The sequence below is a fragment of the Ignavibacteriota bacterium genome (assembly GCA_016716225.1).
GTDB lineage: Bacteria > Bacteroidota > Ignavibacteria > Ignavibacteriales > Melioribacteraceae.
In genome coordinates, this window is sequence record JADJWT010000001.1 from 2802366 (window position 1) to 2818708 (window position 16343).

The following is a 16343-nucleotide window of genomic DNA, read 5'->3' on the forward strand; positions in this document are numbered from 1 at the left end:
ACCTCCGATGTTGTGAAAATTGGAAAGAATGAAAGTAAAGAAACAGTTTCTAAAAAAATAAATGATATTGATCTAAATATTGAAAAAACTGTTTGCTGGATAAATCTAATGCCAGGTTCAAGTGCAAAATTTCATGTAAGCGGTAAATTTTCACTTCCGGAAAATGATAATTATGATCTTGAAGAAATTGAACTAAAGTTTGTTAAAGTTTATCAAGAAAATATTGAATTATATTTTATTCAGCCAAAAGTTGTGCAGACGAATGAAAAATCTTACAAAGAAATTATTTATTCAACATTGCAAGGGTTAGTTTTAAATAAAAGTTTTAATAAAAATAGAAACGTTACTTTAGAATTAATTTTTAATACAGGAAGTAATGAATTAAAATATTATATCGAAAATATTAAGGTTGAAGAGGTTTTTTAAAAATGACTTACGAGTTTTTAGGATTAATAATTTTATTATTGCTAAGCGGATTTTTTTCATCTGCTGAACTTGCATTTATTGTTTCAAACAAACTTAAAATTGAGCTACTTGCAAGGAAAAAAAATATTGCAGCAAAATATGCATTATTCTTTGTAAATAATCCGCAAACTTTTTTTTCAACAATTTTAATTTCCAACAATATTGTAAACATTGCCTTTGCATCATTAATTACAATTTTTCTTACAAAAATTTATGATTTCGGTGAAGCAGTAATTTTGCTTATTTCAACATTATTACTTTTACTTTTTGGAGAATTAATTCCAAAATATATTGGGAGAGAACTTTCTGATTTTCTATTTTTGTTGGCATCAATACCTGTAAAAATAATTTCAACAATTTTGTTTCCGCTCGTAAAACTTACCGATTCAATTTCACTTTTATTAACAAGAAAGAATGATCTTTCTGATGAAGTGGCAGATATTATGCATAAAGAGGATATTCATTCATTAATTGTTGAAGGTTCTGAAGTTGGGAAAGTAGATGAAGAAGATTCTGATGTAATTAAAAATATTATTGATTTAGCTGAACAAAAAGTATATGAAGCAATGACTCCAAGAACCGAAATTGTTGGTGTAAGTATTGATTCACCAATTAGTGAAGTTATTGAAATTTTTATTGAATCCGGATATTCAAAACTTCCGGTTTATGATGAAAATTTAGATAATATTAAAGGTGTAGTTAATGTTTATGATATGTTTAAAAATCCAGCTAATCTTGAATCAATTTTACGTGAAGTTTTGTTTGTGCCGGAAACAAAAAAAAGTCTTGATATGTTGAGTGAGTTTCTGGAAAAAAGAATTTCATTTACGGTAATTGTTGATGAATTTGGCGGAACTGCGGGAATTTTAACAGTTGAAGATTTAATAGAAGAAATGTTTGGCGAAATTAGAGATGAGTATGATGAAGATCCCGATGTTTGTAAAAAAATCGACGATAAAACTTTTGTTCTTAGCGGAAGAATTGAAATTGATGTTCTTAATGAAGAATATGAATTAGATATTCCGGATGGTGACTATGCAACAATTGCCGGATTTATAACTTCGCAAATTGGTAGAATTCCGGCAAAAGGTGAGAAAATTAAAATTGATAATTTTGATTTTGTAATTATTCATTCAAGTAAAATAAAGATTAATCTTGTAAAAATGTTTGCATTTCCAAAACCAAAGGAAGAATAAAATAAATTACATGTAAAAAAAAGGCGAATTTTCAATTCGCCTTTTAATTTTTATAAAACGTGTTTCCACCAATAATAATATTTGTTTTCCAATTCTGTTTCAGAAGGCATTGGGAAAAATTTCAATTCTTCACCGTAAGCAAACCAAAAACCGTGACGCAAAAATTTGTAAGAAATTTCTTTCAATAAACTTCCCAGACTAATAGTTTTCGTTGTTTTTTCGGGTTTGTCAACTAATTCGTTAACACAATTAAAAAACCTATATGGATTAACACCGGGCAAATCAATAGTAAATATTTCTTTGTTTTTATTTATTTCAAAAAAGTGATCAATATTAAAATCAATTTGTGTAAAACAAATTTTTGGTGCACCTTTTGATTTTGTTTGGGTTGTAATAAATTTACCAAAATCTCTTTGGTCTTTTGTTGAAGCAACAAGAGTTTCAAGAGGCGTAATTTCTTGGTAAATTCTTATCATTCCAGGTTGATTATAAGCTGTATATTCTGCTGGTTCAATAGGAAGAACTTTACCATTAATAGTGCAAAGGAAGAGTTTTTTAATTGCAGATAATTCAACATGCTCTAAAACATTATATGATGAAATAAATTTTGTTTTTTTTGGTAAACCACCTTCATCCGGAACAGTTAGAGCTAAATATTTATCAATTTCAAAATAGTCGTTTCTAAAGTTAATATCCAATTCGGCAAAAATAACTTTACCACTAAAATGTTTTGCACTTCCCATCGTGTAGTGTTCACCAAATTTATCAGGCTCAAGTTGTGAAGCAACTAATGCATTAATTGGGTATACAATCATGTATAAATGTTTTTCATATTCTGGCATTACACTACTCCGATTTTATTTTAGAAACACTTAAAATTATTAAATGAATTATTTACTATCAAGAAATGTATTTTAACTTTTATTTTGTAGAATATTTAAAACCACTGATAAAAAATCAAAATCATTTTTTTTCACTGCTAAGTTTAATTACATTAGTTATACTATAAATTAAAATTGCTACACCAATCCATTGAACAATACTTAAAATATTCCCGTGTAAAATATATTCTAAAATAATTGCAGTTAATGGAAAAGCTAATTCCAGTATGGTAGAAGAAGATGCTGTAATATTTTTTAATCCGTAATAATATAAGAAAATTGCCGGTCCACCAGTTGAAAACGCAATTAGTAAAAATATTAACCACTGGGAATTTAAAACAGTTGTAACTTGATTTATTTCTCCAAAAGTTAAAACAATCGATAGCATAATAATAGCTGAAATTGAGAAACGTAAATAAGTTCCTAATTCAAAACTTACATTTTTTAATGCTCGTTTACTTAAAACTGTAGAAAAACCAAAACTGAATGCTGCAAATCCGGAAAATAATGCCGCAAATAGATTTTTGTTATCTGAATTAATTTGTGGAAGTTTAAATCCAAAAGTCATTATATAAGTTCCAAGAATTGCTAAAAATGCCCAATAGAAAAATTTTTTTGGAAGTTTCTCTTTTAAAATAATTGCTGCTAAAGTTAAAGCAAATAACGGCTGTAATTTTTGAATTAAAATTACAATTGAAAGATTTACAAAATTTACATAGAATAATGCTTTGGTAATACTCAGACTTCCAATTGCTCCCCCAAATAAAGCAACACCGGCAAAAGCAAGCCAATCTTTTCTTTCTAATTTTTTTAAAATTGTAATATTTTTAAATAAAATAGGTGAAAGGTAAATTGCTGTTATAGAACTTTCGATAAAAACGACTAAGATTACCGGAAGCGAATACAATTCCGGACGTAAAACAATTCCATCAAAACCCCAAAGCATAGCAGCGATAATTATAAAAATTGGAGCAAGTTTATTCATATAAAATGGGAAACTTTCTGAAAGTTAAATTCAAATATATCAAAAAATGTTGATTAATATTTTGCAGAATTGAGATGAGTTTAATTGAAGTTTTGGGTAAAAGTTGCAGATTCCATCAACAAATATCATTCTTTCTCTTAATCTTAAACTTTATCTTAATCATCTTCAAATTTAATGAGTGTAACAAATATTTAATGATTGAGAGTAAGTTTAAGATTAAGAAAACTAAATAAAATCTTACGATCGTTTACTTCTATCAACCGCTTTAAGAATTTTTAAATTTAGAATAATAAATCGAAAGAACTGAATAATTTTATTATTCATCATTTTTTCATCTTGTTTTGTAATTTCCATAAAAAATTTCTCCTATTCTGGAATAATTTTCCAACCAACGCGAGCACGTAATTTATGCATAAAAGTTGTGTGAATCATCCTTTTCATCCAAGCACCGGCTAATCCCATTTCCATATGAGTAACAAACAAATCACGACCTTGTTCATTGGGGAATTTTCTAACATCCGGAACAACCGGATAAATCATTATTGTTGCGGCAGAACCATCCCAAAGTGAATCACCCATTGAAGCAATACATGCTGCAGCCATATCACTCATTCTTTCATGATGTGTCATTCGTCCGTGTTCAATTAAATCAATAATATTTTTTGCAATTATTCTACCAATAATTCCAGAAACCATTCCCGTTCTTGGCGGCGCGGCAGTAATTGATGTTCCATTAGGAGTTGTGTGCGGTTTTGAAATTGGTCCGGGAGGTGCAAATGCAATTCCACCGGCAAAAATGTTTTTATAATTTCTATTTTGATAAACTGCAGGCCAAGCATCCGGATTTTCTGAAAGAATATCCCAAGTTAAACCATAAATTCCATCCACTAAAATAAAACCAGCGGGATTTGTTAATTTACTTGAATTATCTTCTCCATCTTTTCCTACAAATTTAAATGGCTGACCTAGAAATTGGGGAACAAGCATTGCAAAATCATAATCTGTTTCGCCAAATTCACCATTGAAATTTTCCCAATAAATAGATTTTTCATTTACTTCTTTTGCGCCGCGTTGAACTTGAACATCAAAACCATTTTGCTTAAATACTGCACCAATAAAATCTTCGCTTGATACAACTTGTCCTTTGTATTTTGCATGAACTCCTCTAACGCCAAAATCACCCAAAGCTCGCTCATTAGAAAAATAAATCATTTCTGCTTTATCTCTAATTCCTTGTTTTATTAAATCTTTATGAATATTTGTAATATATTCTAATGCAGCACCTTGACAAGTTGCACCAGGATGACCAGTTCCAATAACAATTTTCTGTTTTTCACCTTTTTTCATTCTTGCAACAATTTCAAGATATTTATCTCTTGATGCAACTGCATGATCCAAAGTGCATATTGAATAAGTAAATCCTTTTGGACCAAGTCCTTTAGTTCCTTCAAAATTTAGTTTTGGACCGGTTGCAATTATCAAATAATCATATTCGAGTTTTTTAATATTTTTAGAATTATTTTCTTCCGCAATCACAAACTGATTATCAGCATGAATTTCTGTAACTTTTCCATGAATAAAATTTACATTTAATTTAGAATAAACTGGTTCAAGTGGAAAAGTTGTTTTTTCGGGAGCCATGTGGCCAATTCCAACCCAAACCCAAGAAGGAATATAGGCAAAATAATCTTGTCTGTTCACAACTGTTATACTATGATCTTTACCTAATGAATCGCCGAGATAAAGTGCTGCAGTATGTCCGGCAAAACCGGCTCCAACTATAACAATCTTTGCCATAGGAACTCCATTATTTATTTGTAAATTTATTCTAAGAATTTTGACTTCAAGAAAATCTAAGTAAACGATTTGAACATATTATTATAAATATACAATTTATATTGAATAAAAAAATATCTTTTATAGCATATAAGAAATTGAATTAAGTAGTTAAAATTTTCACATAATTATTTCTCCACAAATTTATTAAATAATGTTTTACAATGTAAAAGTAGAAAATCAAATTTCTCATAACGAAATTCAAACTAAAATTACTGCACTGTGGGCTTTTAGTGAAGCTGCGCTTGGGGGAATTTTGCATGTTCTTAAAATTCCTTTAACCGGATTATTTATTGGAAGCAGTGCCGTAATATTTATTTCATTGATTGCATTTTTTTCTAATTCAAGAAAAGACATTTTAAAATCTTTTTTAAAAGTTATAATTGTAAAATTTATTGTAAGTCCTTATACACCATTAAATGCTTACTTTGCCGTTCTAATTCAAAGTTTGTTGGGCTATATTTTATTTTTTAATGGGTTTAATAAAATTTCACCAATTATTCTAGGAATTTTATCTTTACTATTTTCAGCATTCCAAAAGGTTTTTGTTCTCACAATAATTTTTGGAATGACTTTATGGGAATCTATTAATATTTTTTTCAATTTTACAATTAATCAAATTGCACCAAATTTATCTGTTATAAAAGATTTCGATCTCAGTTATTTTCTTATTTCATTATATATAATTTTTCATTTAGCAGGTGGAATATTTGCCGGAATTTATGCATCACACTTTCCTAAAAGATTTCAACAAATGAATAATTTCAGAATTCAAAATTTAAATTTTCACGTGAATGATTTTTTATCAAATCAAAATAAACACAAGAAAAAACAATTGTGGCAAAAGCCTTCTAATATTGGGATATTCCTTTTTTCATTATTTATAATTTTTCTTTCGTATTTAGTGAAAGATTTTGATCAAAATATTTCGATCAGTATAATAACAATGCTTTTCAGATCAATAATAATTTTAGCAGTTTGGTATTACTTTATTTCACCATTGGTTTTAAAGATTCTAAATAATTTTTTGATAAAAAGAAAACAAAAACAAGCAGAAGAAGTTGAACAAATTGTTTCAGTATTTCCAATAATAAAATCAATAATAAAATACTCGTGGAATGAAACTGAAAAACTAAAAAGTACTTTTAGAATATTTAAATTTTTTGATAAAGTACTGATTTACTTTTTATTGTTTGAAAAAAATAAATTTGAAGAAACGAATTAAAATATTAACTGGAAAAATACATTCTGGAAAAACAACTAAATTATTTAGCACTCTAAATACTTTAAAATCTGTTGACGGAATTTTAGCTCCGGTTGTTAATGAAAAAAGAATGCTATATCATATTGAATCGAAAGTAATGCAAAGGTTAGAAGTTGATTTTGAAATTGAAGAAACAATAAAAATTGGGAAATATTTGTTTTTAGAAAAATCATTTGAATGGGCAAATAAAAAAATAATTGAAGGTTATCTGAAAAATCCAGATTGGTTAATAATTGATGAAATTGGAAAATTAGAGATTATGGAAAAAGGTTTGCACAAATCATTTAAGTTTTTTTTAGAAGATGAAAATAATTATAAGACAAAATTAATTATTGTTATTCGTGAAAATCTTTTGGAAAACATAATTTACAATTACAAACTTGATGCTCATGAATTAAAAATATATAACTTAAAAGAATTTAGTTTTGCTGAATAAATTATGATTATAAATAAAGTGAATAATTTAGCTGGAATAATAATAACTGCCGGATTCTCAAGCAGAATGGGGGAATTTAAGCCATTACTAATTTTTAATGATAAATCATTTTTGCAAAATATAATTGAAAAATTAGATTTAATTTGTGAAAAAATTATTGTTGTTACCGGATTTAAAGAAAATGAAATTCTTAAGCATGTCTCAAAATTTGATGTAAAACTTAAAAGTAAAATAGAAATTATTCGTAATGAAAACTATGAAATGGGAATGTTCACATCACTTCAAAAAGGATTGCAGAAAATTAATTCAGATTGGGTAATTTATCATTTTGTTGATCAACCACATATTCCAAATAAATTTTATGGAGAATATTCTAATATAATTGATAAGACCAATGACTGGATTCAGCCTATAAATAAAGGACGAAATGGACATCCGATTATTTTTAATCATAAAGTTAGTGATATAATTGTAAATTCAAATCAAAATTCAAATCTTAGAAATGTTACGGCATCGGATAAAATAAATAAATATTTTTGGGAATGTGATTATCAAGAAATACTTACAGATATTGATACACCAAATGACTACGAAAAATTGAAAGGTATAAAATGAAAAAAATATATTTAATGTTAACTGTATTTTCATCTATTTTAATTGCCCAAAACAAACCAATAAAAACTGTTGATTCTGTTAATCTCCAAAAATATGTTGGAACTTGGTACGAGATTGCAAAAATTCCCAATACATTTCAAGATCATTGCATTAAGAATACAACAGCAACGTACAAAATAAATGAGGACGGTGATATTGAAGTTTTAAATCAATGTTTAGATGATGAAGGTGAAATAGATGGCGCTGAAGGTATAGCGCGAATTGTTGATAGAAAAACAAATTCAAAATTAGAAGTTAGTTTTGTAAGTATTTTCGGCTGGAATTTATTTTGGGGAGATTATTGGATTTTAGGGTTAGACCAAAATTACAATTATGCTGTAATCGGAACTCCTTCAAGAAAATACGGATGGATATTGAGCAGAACCAAAAAATTGAATGAAAGTGATTTAGAAAAATGTTTTATAATATTTGAAGAAAACGGTTATGATAGAAATAAATTTGAACTTGATGTGCATGATAATTAAATCCCAGTAATAATATTAATCTAAAAAAGAGAAAAAAATGAAAAAGAAATTTCAGTTATTTTTATTAATATTTTTATTATCAATTCGACTTTGTTATTCGCAAAACTATATTTTAAAATCTCCTAATGAAAAATTGATTGCAAATATTGTTAACAATCAAGGACTTAAATACACAATTACATACAATAACATAAATTTAGTTAAAGATGCTGAAATATCGATAAATATTGATGAAAAGGAATATCCGCTGCTAAATTCAAATGTTGTCAATTTCAAAAATTCTTATATTAATGAAAATATTAATTCTGTTATTCCAACAAAATCAATTCAAATAAAAAACAATTGCAATGAACTTATATTAATATTTAGGGAAAATATTTGGGTTGTTTTTAGAGCTTTTAATAATGGATTTGCATATAGAATAATTACGGATTTATCAAATCCGGTAAAAGTCTTTGATGAAAAAGTTAATATCAAATTTGCTGAAAACTTTAAAATTTATTTTCCTGAAGAAGAAAGTTTTATTTCACATTATGAAAGAAACTATAAATATTTACAACTCAATGAAATATCAGAAAAACAATTTTGCTCATTACCAGCGTTGATAGATTGTAACAATGGAATTAAAATTGGTATAACAGAATCCGGACTTTCAAAATATCCGAATTTATTTTTGAATGGGAGTTCATCAAATAATTTAATCGGAATTTTTCCAAAATTTGTGATTCAAACTGAGCAAGATAATAATTCTGATAGAAATGAAAAAATTACAAAAGAAGCAAATTATATTGCAGAGATTGAAGGAAGTAAAGATTTGCCTTGGCGAATATTTATGATTAGTGAAAACGATAAAGACCTTTTAGAAAATCAGTTGGTTTATATTCTATCGGATGAATCGGCAATTAAAGAAACAAGTTGGATAAAGCCTGGTAAAGTTGCTTGGGATTGGTGGAATGCAAATAATATTTACGGTGTTGATTTTAAATCGGGAATTAACACTGAGACGTACAAATATTATATAGATTTTGCGAATAAATTCAGTCTTGATTATATAATCCTTGATGAAGGCTGGTCGAAAACTACAACAAATATTTTAGAATCAAATGATGAATTAAATATTGAAGAATTAATAAACTATGGTAAACAAAAAAATGTTGGAATTATTCTCTGGGTTTTGTGGAAACCGCTAAATGAAAATCTTGCGGAAGTACTCGATAAATATAAAGAATGGGGAGCTAAAGGAATTAAAGTTGATTTTATGCAAAGAGCCGATCAATGGATGGTAAATTATTATGAGAAAGTTTTAATTGAAGCATCAAAGAGACAATTACTTGTTGATTTTCACGGAGCATTTAAACCAGCCGGGCTAGTTAGAAAATATCCTAATTACATTTCTAATGAAGGAGTTAAAGGGTTGGAAAATTGCAAATGGAGTGAAGAAATTACTCCGGATTTTAATTGTACGTTGCCATTTACCAGAATGTTAGCCGGACCAATAGATTACACACCCGGAGCCATGATAAATTCTGAAGAAAAAAATTTTAGAATCATTTTTGAAAAACCGATGAGCCAAGGAACTCGCGCTCATCAAATTGCGCTATATGTAATTTTGGAAAGTCCGCTGCAAATGTTGGCTGATAATCCATCAAATTATTATGCAAATGAAACTTCAACGAAATATATTTCTAAAATTCCAACAATTTGGGATGTAACAATCTCACTTGAAGGAAAAGTTGGAGATTATGTTTTGGTCGCAAGAAAAAAAGATAATATTTGGTACATAGGAGGAATTACAGATTGGACCGAAAGAGATTTTGAAATTAAATTTGATTTTCTTGAAAACAAAAATTATAATATTGAAATTGCTAAAGATGGTATTAACGCCAACCGATATGCAAGTGATATTAAATTTGTAAATGCAAAAATAAAATTTGGTGATACAATAAAAATTCACTTAGCAAAAGGCGGAGGTTTTACAGCAATTTTAACGCCGGTAGAATAATATTATTTTGATGAAAAATTAATTCGAAATGTTTAATTGAATTTGGGAAACTGTTTCATTATCTCCAAACGAAACCGGCAATTCATTTGAATTTAAATTTAACTTTTTATTAGATGGTATAAACGTAAATTCTATATTTTTATTTTGAATTTCATGCTTTGCAAACAAATAGATTTTGTTTTCAGTTTTTCCGTAAAATATTTTTAACAAATATAAATTTTCTTTATCTCTAAAAGTTTCACATCGTAATTGTTCATTTTGGCGTGCAGAAGCCGCAGCTAAACAATATTCAGATTTATTTAATTTATGATTACTAATTTCCGGTTCAAGAATAATTGTTACGGAATTATTTAACCGCTCAATTCTTTTATAGAGTTTATCTAATACATTTTGGGTTATTTCATTTTTCATTTCAGAGTTTAAGTTTTCTAAAAACTCTAATTCGTTAGAGAACTTTTGTTTATTATTTGTTATAAACGAAAAAGTATTTTGGGGAAGTGAATCCGGATAAAAAATAAATTTAAATAAATCTTGTTCGCTAATTTTCATATTGACTTTACATTTACTTTGACAAAATAATATAAAAAAGTTGTAATTAGCAAAAAATACTTTTTATCTTAATTTCAATTGTGATTTGCGTTCAAATATGGAATTAAAATTTCTCTCAAAAGTTGAGTTTGTGTAAGATTCAATTTTTCCATTAAATCATAAATTTTTTTCGCAACTTTTACGTCAATAGTAAAAATATAATTCCGAGTTTTAATTCTTTCGAAATTATTAAATTTTACAACATATGTAACTTTATCATTTTTTTTGATAAATTCACTTAGTGCATTTTCCAATAAATCATTTTTTGAAAAAGTGTAATTAATTTTACTTTTTCTAATTTGACTTATGTAATTATCTTCCAATATTGTTCGAAATATTATTCTCATTAATAAGTAGTTTTAAAATAATTATAAATTCTATATATAAATATAAAAATATTTTAATTTTAAAAAATCAATAATTTAGAATAAAAAAAAATTATGAGTAAAAATGAAAAAGAATGATAATCCGCTAATTTCGGAAGTAAATTTAAAAGCATTAGCAAAAAGTATTTATCAAGAATCAACTTTAATGGGATTTAATTCAAATGATTATATTAAACTAACTAATGAAATTTTGGGAATGACTATTGACAGAAAAGTGATTGTGGAAATTCCGGAAGAAATTAAAATTGTTGAAGATGATGATAAATTTCCGCTAATTACTAAAAACTTAAAAATTCGAGAATATTCTGAAAAAAAAGATAAAAAAATTATTGAAAAATGGTTTGAGGATGAAACAAGTCGTTTATTTCTACTTTCAACAACTTCTATTCAAAACTTAAACATTGATTTTATTTTATCCGATAATAAAAATATTTTTGCAACAATTACATTAAAAAATGATCTTCCGATTGGTTTACTTGCAATTTTAAATATCGATCATAAAAATAAAAAAGGCGAAATGCGAAAACTTATTGGTGATTTAAATTACCGCGGAAAAGGGTTTGCAAAAGAAGCTTCAAAAAGGTGGATTGATTATTGTACTAATTCTTTAGGATTACGCAAAATTTACATAAATACAATTGAAACAAATATTAATAATATTACGTTAAATCGGCAATTAGGATTTGAAATAGAAGGTTTATTCAAAAAAGATATTATTTTGGATGGAGTTGAGCACGATGTTTTACGTATGGCTTATTTTAAATCATAACTCAATTTTGTGATTTAAAACAGAACAAAAATAAATTTTACCATTTTCTTGCAAACTTAAAATTCTTTGAAAGGAGTTAAAATGTGCGGAATTGTTGGATATATCGGAAATAAAAATTGTGTACCGATAATTACAAACGGTTTAAAAATGTTGGAATACAGAGGTTATGATTCCGCTGGAATTGGTGTAATTCAAGGAAATAATTGTTATATAGAAAAAAAAGTTGGAAAAGTTGCATTTTTAGATGAAGCACTAAAAAATAGCGGAATTTCAGCAACACTTGGAATTGGTCATACAAGATGGGCAACTCATGGTGGACCATCGGAAATTAATGCACACCCTCATTTTAATTCAGATAAAACAATTTGTGTAATTCATAATGGAATTATTGAAAATTATTCAGTTCTTAAAAAAGAACTGATTTTAGAAGGTTTTAATTTTATCAGTGAAACCGATACAGAAGTTCTTGTTCATTTAGTTGATAGATTTTTTAAGCGAGGAAATACACTATTTAAATCCGTTAGAAAAGCTTTGGCAGAAGTTGAAGGAGCTTATGGAATTTGTGTAATTTCTTCAGATGAACCAGATAAAATGATAGTTGCAAGAAAAGGTTCACCTTTAGTAATTGGAATTGGTAATGGAGAAAATTTTGTTGCTTCTGATGTAAGTGCTCTTGTTGCTCACACAAGTCAAGTTGTTTATTTAGATGATAATGAAATTGCCGAAGTTACCAAAGATGGATTTCAAGCATTTTCGATTGCAGACCGCGAAATAAAAAAGGAAATTGAAGAAATTACAATTTCACTTGATGAAATTAGTAAAGGCGGCTTTAAACATTTCATGATGAAAGAAATTATGGAACAACCGGAATCTATTACAAATTCTATAAGAGGAAGAATTTTACTTGATGAAGGTTCCGTAAAATTAGGCGGATTGTTAACAGTTCAAGATAAATTAGCGAATGCAAAAAGAATTATTATTAGTGCATGCGGAACTTCATGGCATGCTGGTTTAGTTGCGGAATATATGATTGAGCAATTTGCAGAAATTCCCGTAGAAGTTGAATATGCTTCAGAATTTAGATATAGAAATCCAATTGTACAAAAAGATGATGTGATGATTTTTATTTCACAAAGCGGAGAAACAGCCGATACATTAGCTGCAATGAAAGAAGCAAAAAGACGAGGCGCATTAGTGTTAGGAGTTTGTAATGTTGTTGGAAGTTCAATTGCCCGCGAAAGTGATGCCGGTGTTTATATTCATGCCGGTCCGGAAATTGGAGTTGCATCAACTAAAGCTTTTACTTCACAATTAGTTGTTTTTGCACTAATTACAATTTTAATTGCACGCAAAAAACACATGAGTGAGATTGATGGAAAAAATATTCTGAAAGAATTAACTCTAATTCCGGAAAAAGTGGAAAAAATTCTACAACTAAATGATGAAATTGAAAAAATTGCTGAAAAATTTGTTAATGCAAAAAATTTCCTTTATTTGGGAAGAGGTTATAATTTTCCAGTTGCTTTAGAAGGCGCACTAAAACTTAAAGAAATTTCATACATTCATGCGGAAGGTTATCCCGCAGCCGAAATGAAACACGGACCAATTGCATTAATTGATGAAAATATGCCGGCAATTTTCCTCGCACCAAAAGATTCAGTTTATGATAAAATCATCAGCAATATTGAAGAAGTGAAAGCTCGTAAAGGAAAAATTATTGCAATCGCTTCAGAAAACGATCATGAAATAGATTCTCTTGTAGATTTTACAATTAAAATTCCAGAAACAATTAGAATGTTAATGCCAATTTTAAATGTAATTCCTTTGCAATTATTGTCATATCACATTGCAGTTAAAAAGGGATTAAATGTTGACCAGCCAAGAAATCTTGCAAAAAGTGTAACAGTGGAGTAGATTTTTCTACTCCATTTTTCTTTTTCCAAACTTTTCCGAAAAAGAATCTTTTTTTCTCGCTAATATTCTCTTCCCAAATACGAAAAATTTTTACTAATTTACGATAATAAAAGCAAATTAATATTTAAGGAAATTAAAAATAATTTGTTGAAAATGAAAATAAATACTAAAAATTGAAATAATATACAAAACGGAGTTTTTTATGTCGAAAAAAAATATTCTAATTATGGGTGCAGCTGGAAGAGATTTTCACAATTTTAACGTTTTCTTTAGAAATAATGAGGATTACAATGTTGTTGCATTTACAGCAACACAAATTCCAAATATAGATGGAAGATTATATCCCGCAGAATTAGCCGGAAAATTATATCCAAACGGAATAAAAATTTATGATGAATCTGAATTAGTAAATTTGATAAAAGAGTTTAAAGTTCACGAAGTTGTATTTTCATATTCAGATGTTCCCTTTAATTATGTAATGACAAAAGCATCAATTGTTAATGCAGCTGGAATTTCATTCCGTCTATTAGGAAGCGAAGAAACAATGTTAAAAAGTACAAAACCGGTAATTGCGGTTTTAGCAACAAGAACCGGTTGCGGAAAATCTCAAACTTCTAGAAAAATTGTAAAAATTTTAAGAGATGCTGGAAAAAAGGTTGTTGCTGTTCGTCACCCAATGCCGTATGGAGATTTGGTAAAACAAAAAGTTCAAAGATTTGCAGCTTTGGAAGATTTGAAAAATCATAATTGCACGATTGAAGAAATTGAGGAATATGAACCGCACATTGCTCTTGGCGGAATTATTTATGCCGGAGTTGATTACGAGGCAATTCTTCGCGAAGCTGAAAAAGAAGCTGATGTAATTTTGTGGGATGGCGGAAATAATGATATGTCATTTTATAAACCGGATGTTACTTTTACAGTTGTTGATCCGCATCGCCCAGGACATGAACTTTCTTATTATCCCGGAAATACTTCACTTCGTTTAGCGGATGCGATAATTGTAAATAAAATTGATTCTGCGAAACCAGATGATATTTTAACGGTAATTAATAATTCGAGGGAAATTAATCCATCTGCAATAATTATTGAAGGAGCATCTCCTTTAATTGTTGATAAACCACAATTGATTACAAATAAAAAGGTCTTAGTTGTGGAAGACGGTCCAACTTTAACTCACGGCGAAATGAAGTATGGAGCTGGAACTGTTGCAGCGCAAAAACTTGGTGCAAAAGCAATTATTGACCCCAGACCTTTTACTGTAAATTCCATTACAAAAACATTTGAAAAATATCCAAATATTGGAATTTTACTTCCGGCAATGGGATATGGTGATGACCAAATGAAAGATCTTGAAGAAACAATAAACAAAGTTGAATGTGATTCTGTTGTTATAGGAACACCTATTGATTTAGGCAGAATTTTGAAAATAAACAAACCATCAACAAGAGTAATGTATGAATTGCAAGAAATTGGATCAATTACACTTCAATCAGTTTTGCATGAAAAGGGAATTTTATGAAAAAAAAGCTTGCGGTTGTTGCTCTTGGTGGCAATGCATTATTACGTGGGAATGAAATTGGGACAATTGAAGAACAAGAAAAAAATACTTTTGATACATGTAAGCAATTGGTGGGATTAATTAAGAATGATTATAACATAATAATTACACATGGAAATGGACCGCAAGTTGGAAATATTATCCTTAGAAATGAAGCCGGATATGAAAAGTACAAAATTCCCCAAATGCCAATGGATATTTGTGTTGCAGATTCTCAAGGTGGAATTGGTTATATGATAGAAAGAATGCTGAGAAATGTTTTTAACGAAGAAAAAATAAAAAAGAATGTTGTAACACTTGTAACTCAAGTTTTAGTTGATAAAAATGATCTAGCTTTTGAAAATCCTACAAAACCGGTTGGACCATTCTATCTAAAAGAAGAAGCTGATTTACTTGCTAAGAAGAACAACTGGATATTCAAAAAAGATTCACGAAATAGAGGCTGGAGAAAAGTTGTAGCTTCACCAATTCCTTTAAAGATAATGAATCAAGAAGTAATAAAATCAATTGCAAATAAAGGAACAATTGTAATAGCTGTTGGCGGTGGAGGGGTTCCGGTTTACAAACATGAAAATGGATATCTTGAAGCAATTGAAGCTGTAATTGATAAAGATTTGGCATCTTCCGTTTTGGCAAAAGAAATTGGAGCAGATAAGTTTTATATTGTTACTGATGTTCCGAAAGTTTACATAAATTTTAATAAAAAGAATCAATCAGAACTCGGGAAAATTAAAGTTAGTGATATTAAGAATTACCTCGATGCTGGCGAATTTGGTTCTGGAAGTATGGAACCAAAAATTAAAGCTGCAATAAATTTTTGCATTTCAACTCAAAACGAAAGTATTATTACTAACGGAGAAAGCCTTCCAATTCCAGGTTGCGGAACGCGAATTTCTTTATAATAAAAAAGCCCTCGATTAA

16 protein-coding genes are annotated in these 16343 nt (G+C 28.3%); 11 read left to right on the forward strand and 5 right to left on the reverse strand.

All coding sequences use genetic code 11. The features are described 5' to 3' along the window. Positions 1 to 12 precede the first annotated feature (12 nt). Together IPM32_12350 and IPM32_12355 are read left to right on the forward strand one after the other, a co-directional pair. Positions 13 to 426: a hypothetical protein gene (locus IPM32_12350; GenBank protein ID MBK8946044.1), complete on the forward strand. Its 414-nt coding sequence runs from the start codon at positions 13 to 15 to the stop codon at positions 424 to 426. A 2-nt stretch (positions 427 to 428) separates the two neighbouring features. After that, positions 429 to 1661, forward strand: coding sequence for an HlyC/CorC family transporter (locus tag IPM32_12355; protein MBK8946045.1), 1233 nt, complete (start codon positions 429 to 431; stop codon positions 1659 to 1661). 50 nt (positions 1662 to 1711) lie between these two features. Here the strand turns inward: IPM32_12355 and IPM32_12360 are convergent, their stop codons facing one another. The 3 genes from IPM32_12360 to IPM32_12370 all read right to left on the reverse strand — a co-directional run bounded on the left by IPM32_12360 (position 1712) and on the right by IPM32_12370 (position 5324). Beyond that, a complete protein-coding gene (locus tag IPM32_12360; protein MBK8946046.1) occupies positions 1712 to 2503 on the reverse strand; it encodes a hypothetical protein in 792 nt (263 codons plus the stop codon). Positions 2504 to 2624: 121 nt separating this feature from the next. Next, positions 2625 to 3527, reverse strand: coding sequence for an EamA family transporter (locus tag IPM32_12365; GenBank protein MBK8946047.1), 903 nt, complete (start codon positions 3525 to 3527; stop codon positions 2625 to 2627). A 366-nt stretch (positions 3528 to 3893) separates the two neighbouring features. Next, positions 3894 to 5324, reverse strand: coding sequence for an FAD-dependent oxidoreductase (locus tag IPM32_12370; protein MBK8946048.1), 1431 nt, complete (start codon positions 5322 to 5324; stop codon positions 3894 to 3896). Positions 5325 to 5517: 193 nt separating this feature from the next. Between IPM32_12370 and IPM32_12375 the strand changes: the two genes are divergently transcribed. The 5 genes from IPM32_12375 to IPM32_12395 are packed head-to-tail and all read left to right on the forward strand — an operon-like array spanning position 5518 to position 10204. Next, positions 5518 to 6588: a hypothetical protein gene (locus IPM32_12375; GenBank protein ID MBK8946049.1), complete on the forward strand. Its 1071-nt coding sequence runs from the start codon at positions 5518 to 5520 to the stop codon at positions 6586 to 6588. Continuing rightward, positions 6572 to 7063 (forward strand): hypothetical protein, encoded by a 492-nt coding sequence (locus tag IPM32_12380; GenBank protein MBK8946050.1) that lies wholly within the window; start codon positions 6572 to 6574, stop codon positions 7061 to 7063. Before IPM32_12375 ends, IPM32_12380 begins: the two co-directional genes overlap by 17 nt. Before the next feature lie 3 nt (positions 7064 to 7066). Beyond that, complete coding sequence (locus IPM32_12385; GenBank protein MBK8946051.1) at positions 7067 to 7678, forward strand: NTP transferase domain-containing protein; 612 nt, start codon at positions 7067 to 7069, stop codon at positions 7676 to 7678. Further along, a complete protein-coding gene (locus IPM32_12390) occupies positions 7675 to 8202 on the forward strand; it encodes a lipocalin family protein (protein ID MBK8946052.1) in 528 nt (175 codons plus the stop codon). Before IPM32_12385 ends, IPM32_12390 begins: the two co-directional genes overlap by 4 nt. A 37-nt stretch (positions 8203 to 8239) precedes the next feature. Next, complete coding sequence (locus IPM32_12395; protein MBK8946053.1) at positions 8240 to 10204, forward strand: glycoside hydrolase family 97 protein; 1965 nt, start codon at positions 8240 to 8242, stop codon at positions 10202 to 10204. 18 nt (positions 10205 to 10222) lie between these two features. On the opposite strand, the gene IPM32_12400 is transcribed toward IPM32_12395, so the two are convergent. Together IPM32_12400 and IPM32_12405 are read right to left on the reverse strand one after the other, a co-directional pair. After that, positions 10223 to 10753 carry a hypothetical protein gene (locus IPM32_12400; protein MBK8946054.1) on the reverse strand — a complete coding sequence of 177 codons (531 nt, stop codon included), beginning with the start codon at positions 10751 to 10753 and terminating at the stop codon, positions 10223 to 10225. A 74-nt stretch (positions 10754 to 10827) separates the two neighbouring features. Continuing rightward, complete coding sequence (locus tag IPM32_12405; protein MBK8946055.1) at positions 10828 to 11139, reverse strand: hypothetical protein; 312 nt, start codon at positions 11137 to 11139, stop codon at positions 10828 to 10830. Positions 11140 to 11242: 103 nt separating this feature from the next. Here IPM32_12405 and IPM32_12410 point away from each other — a divergent pair, with 103 nt between their 5' ends. The 4 genes from IPM32_12410 (at position 11243) to arcC (ending at position 16324) form a co-directional block, all read left to right on the forward strand. After that, complete coding sequence (locus IPM32_12410; GenBank protein MBK8946056.1) at positions 11243 to 11947, forward strand: GNAT family N-acetyltransferase; 705 nt, start codon at positions 11243 to 11245, stop codon at positions 11945 to 11947. 81 nt (positions 11948 to 12028) lie between these two features. Next, entirely contained in the window at positions 12029 to 13861 is a 1833-nt protein-coding gene (gene glmS / locus IPM32_12415; protein ID MBK8946057.1) for a glutamine--fructose-6-phosphate transaminase (isomerizing), read from the forward strand. 202 nt (positions 13862 to 14063) lie between these two features. Continuing rightward, positions 14064 to 15383: a GTPase gene (locus IPM32_12420; GenBank protein MBK8946058.1), complete on the forward strand. Its 1320-nt coding sequence runs from the start codon at positions 14064 to 14066 to the stop codon at positions 15381 to 15383. Beyond that, positions 15380 to 16324, forward strand: a complete 945-nt coding sequence (arcC, locus tag IPM32_12425; protein ID MBK8946059.1) for a carbamate kinase — start codon at positions 15380 to 15382, stop codon at positions 16322 to 16324. The genes IPM32_12420 and arcC overlap by 4 nt, the downstream gene beginning before the upstream one ends. Positions 16325 to 16343 lie beyond the last annotated feature (19 nt).

Bases quoted from the DNA above. Each gene is read 5' to 3' on its own strand.
- IPM32_12355 (MBK8946045.1), top strand. From the start codon at position 429: ATGACTTACGAGTTTTTAGGATTAATAATTTTATTATTGCTAAGCGGA.
- IPM32_12360 (MBK8946046.1), bottom strand. From the start codon at position 2,503: ATGCCAGAATATGAAAAACATTTATACATGATTGTATACCCAATTAAT.
- IPM32_12365 (MBK8946047.1), bottom strand. From the start codon at position 3,527: ATGAATAAACTTGCTCCAATTTTTATAATTATCGCTGCTATGCTTTGG.
- IPM32_12370 (MBK8946048.1), bottom strand. From the start codon at position 5,324: ATGGCAAAGATTGTTATAGTTGGAGCCGGTTTTGCCGGACATACTGCA.
- IPM32_12375 (MBK8946049.1), top strand. From the start codon at position 5,518: ATGTTTTACAATGTAAAAGTAGAAAATCAAATTTCTCATAACGAAATT.
- IPM32_12385 (MBK8946051.1), top strand. From the start codon at position 7,067: ATGATTATAAATAAAGTGAATAATTTAGCTGGAATAATAATAACTGCC.
- IPM32_12390 (MBK8946052.1), top strand. From the start codon at position 7,675: ATGAAAAAAATATATTTAATGTTAACTGTATTTTCATCTATTTTAATT.
- IPM32_12395 (MBK8946053.1), top strand. From the start codon at position 8,240: ATGAAAAAGAAATTTCAGTTATTTTTATTAATATTTTTATTATCAATT.
- IPM32_12400 (MBK8946054.1), bottom strand. From the start codon at position 10,753: ATGAAAATTAGCGAACAAGATTTATTTAAATTTATTTTTTATCCGGAT.
- IPM32_12405 (MBK8946055.1), bottom strand. From the start codon at position 11,139: ATGAGAATAATATTTCGAACAATATTGGAAGATAATTACATAAGTCAA.
- IPM32_12410 (MBK8946056.1), top strand. From the start codon at position 11,243: ATGAAAAAGAATGATAATCCGCTAATTTCGGAAGTAAATTTAAAAGCA.
- glmS (MBK8946057.1), top strand. From the start codon at position 12,029: ATGTGCGGAATTGTTGGATATATCGGAAATAAAAATTGTGTACCGATA.
- IPM32_12420 (MBK8946058.1), top strand. From the start codon at position 14,064: ATGTCGAAAAAAAATATTCTAATTATGGGTGCAGCTGGAAGAGATTTT.
- arcC (MBK8946059.1), top strand. From the start codon at position 15,380: ATGAAAAAAAAGCTTGCGGTTGTTGCTCTTGGTGGCAATGCATTATTA.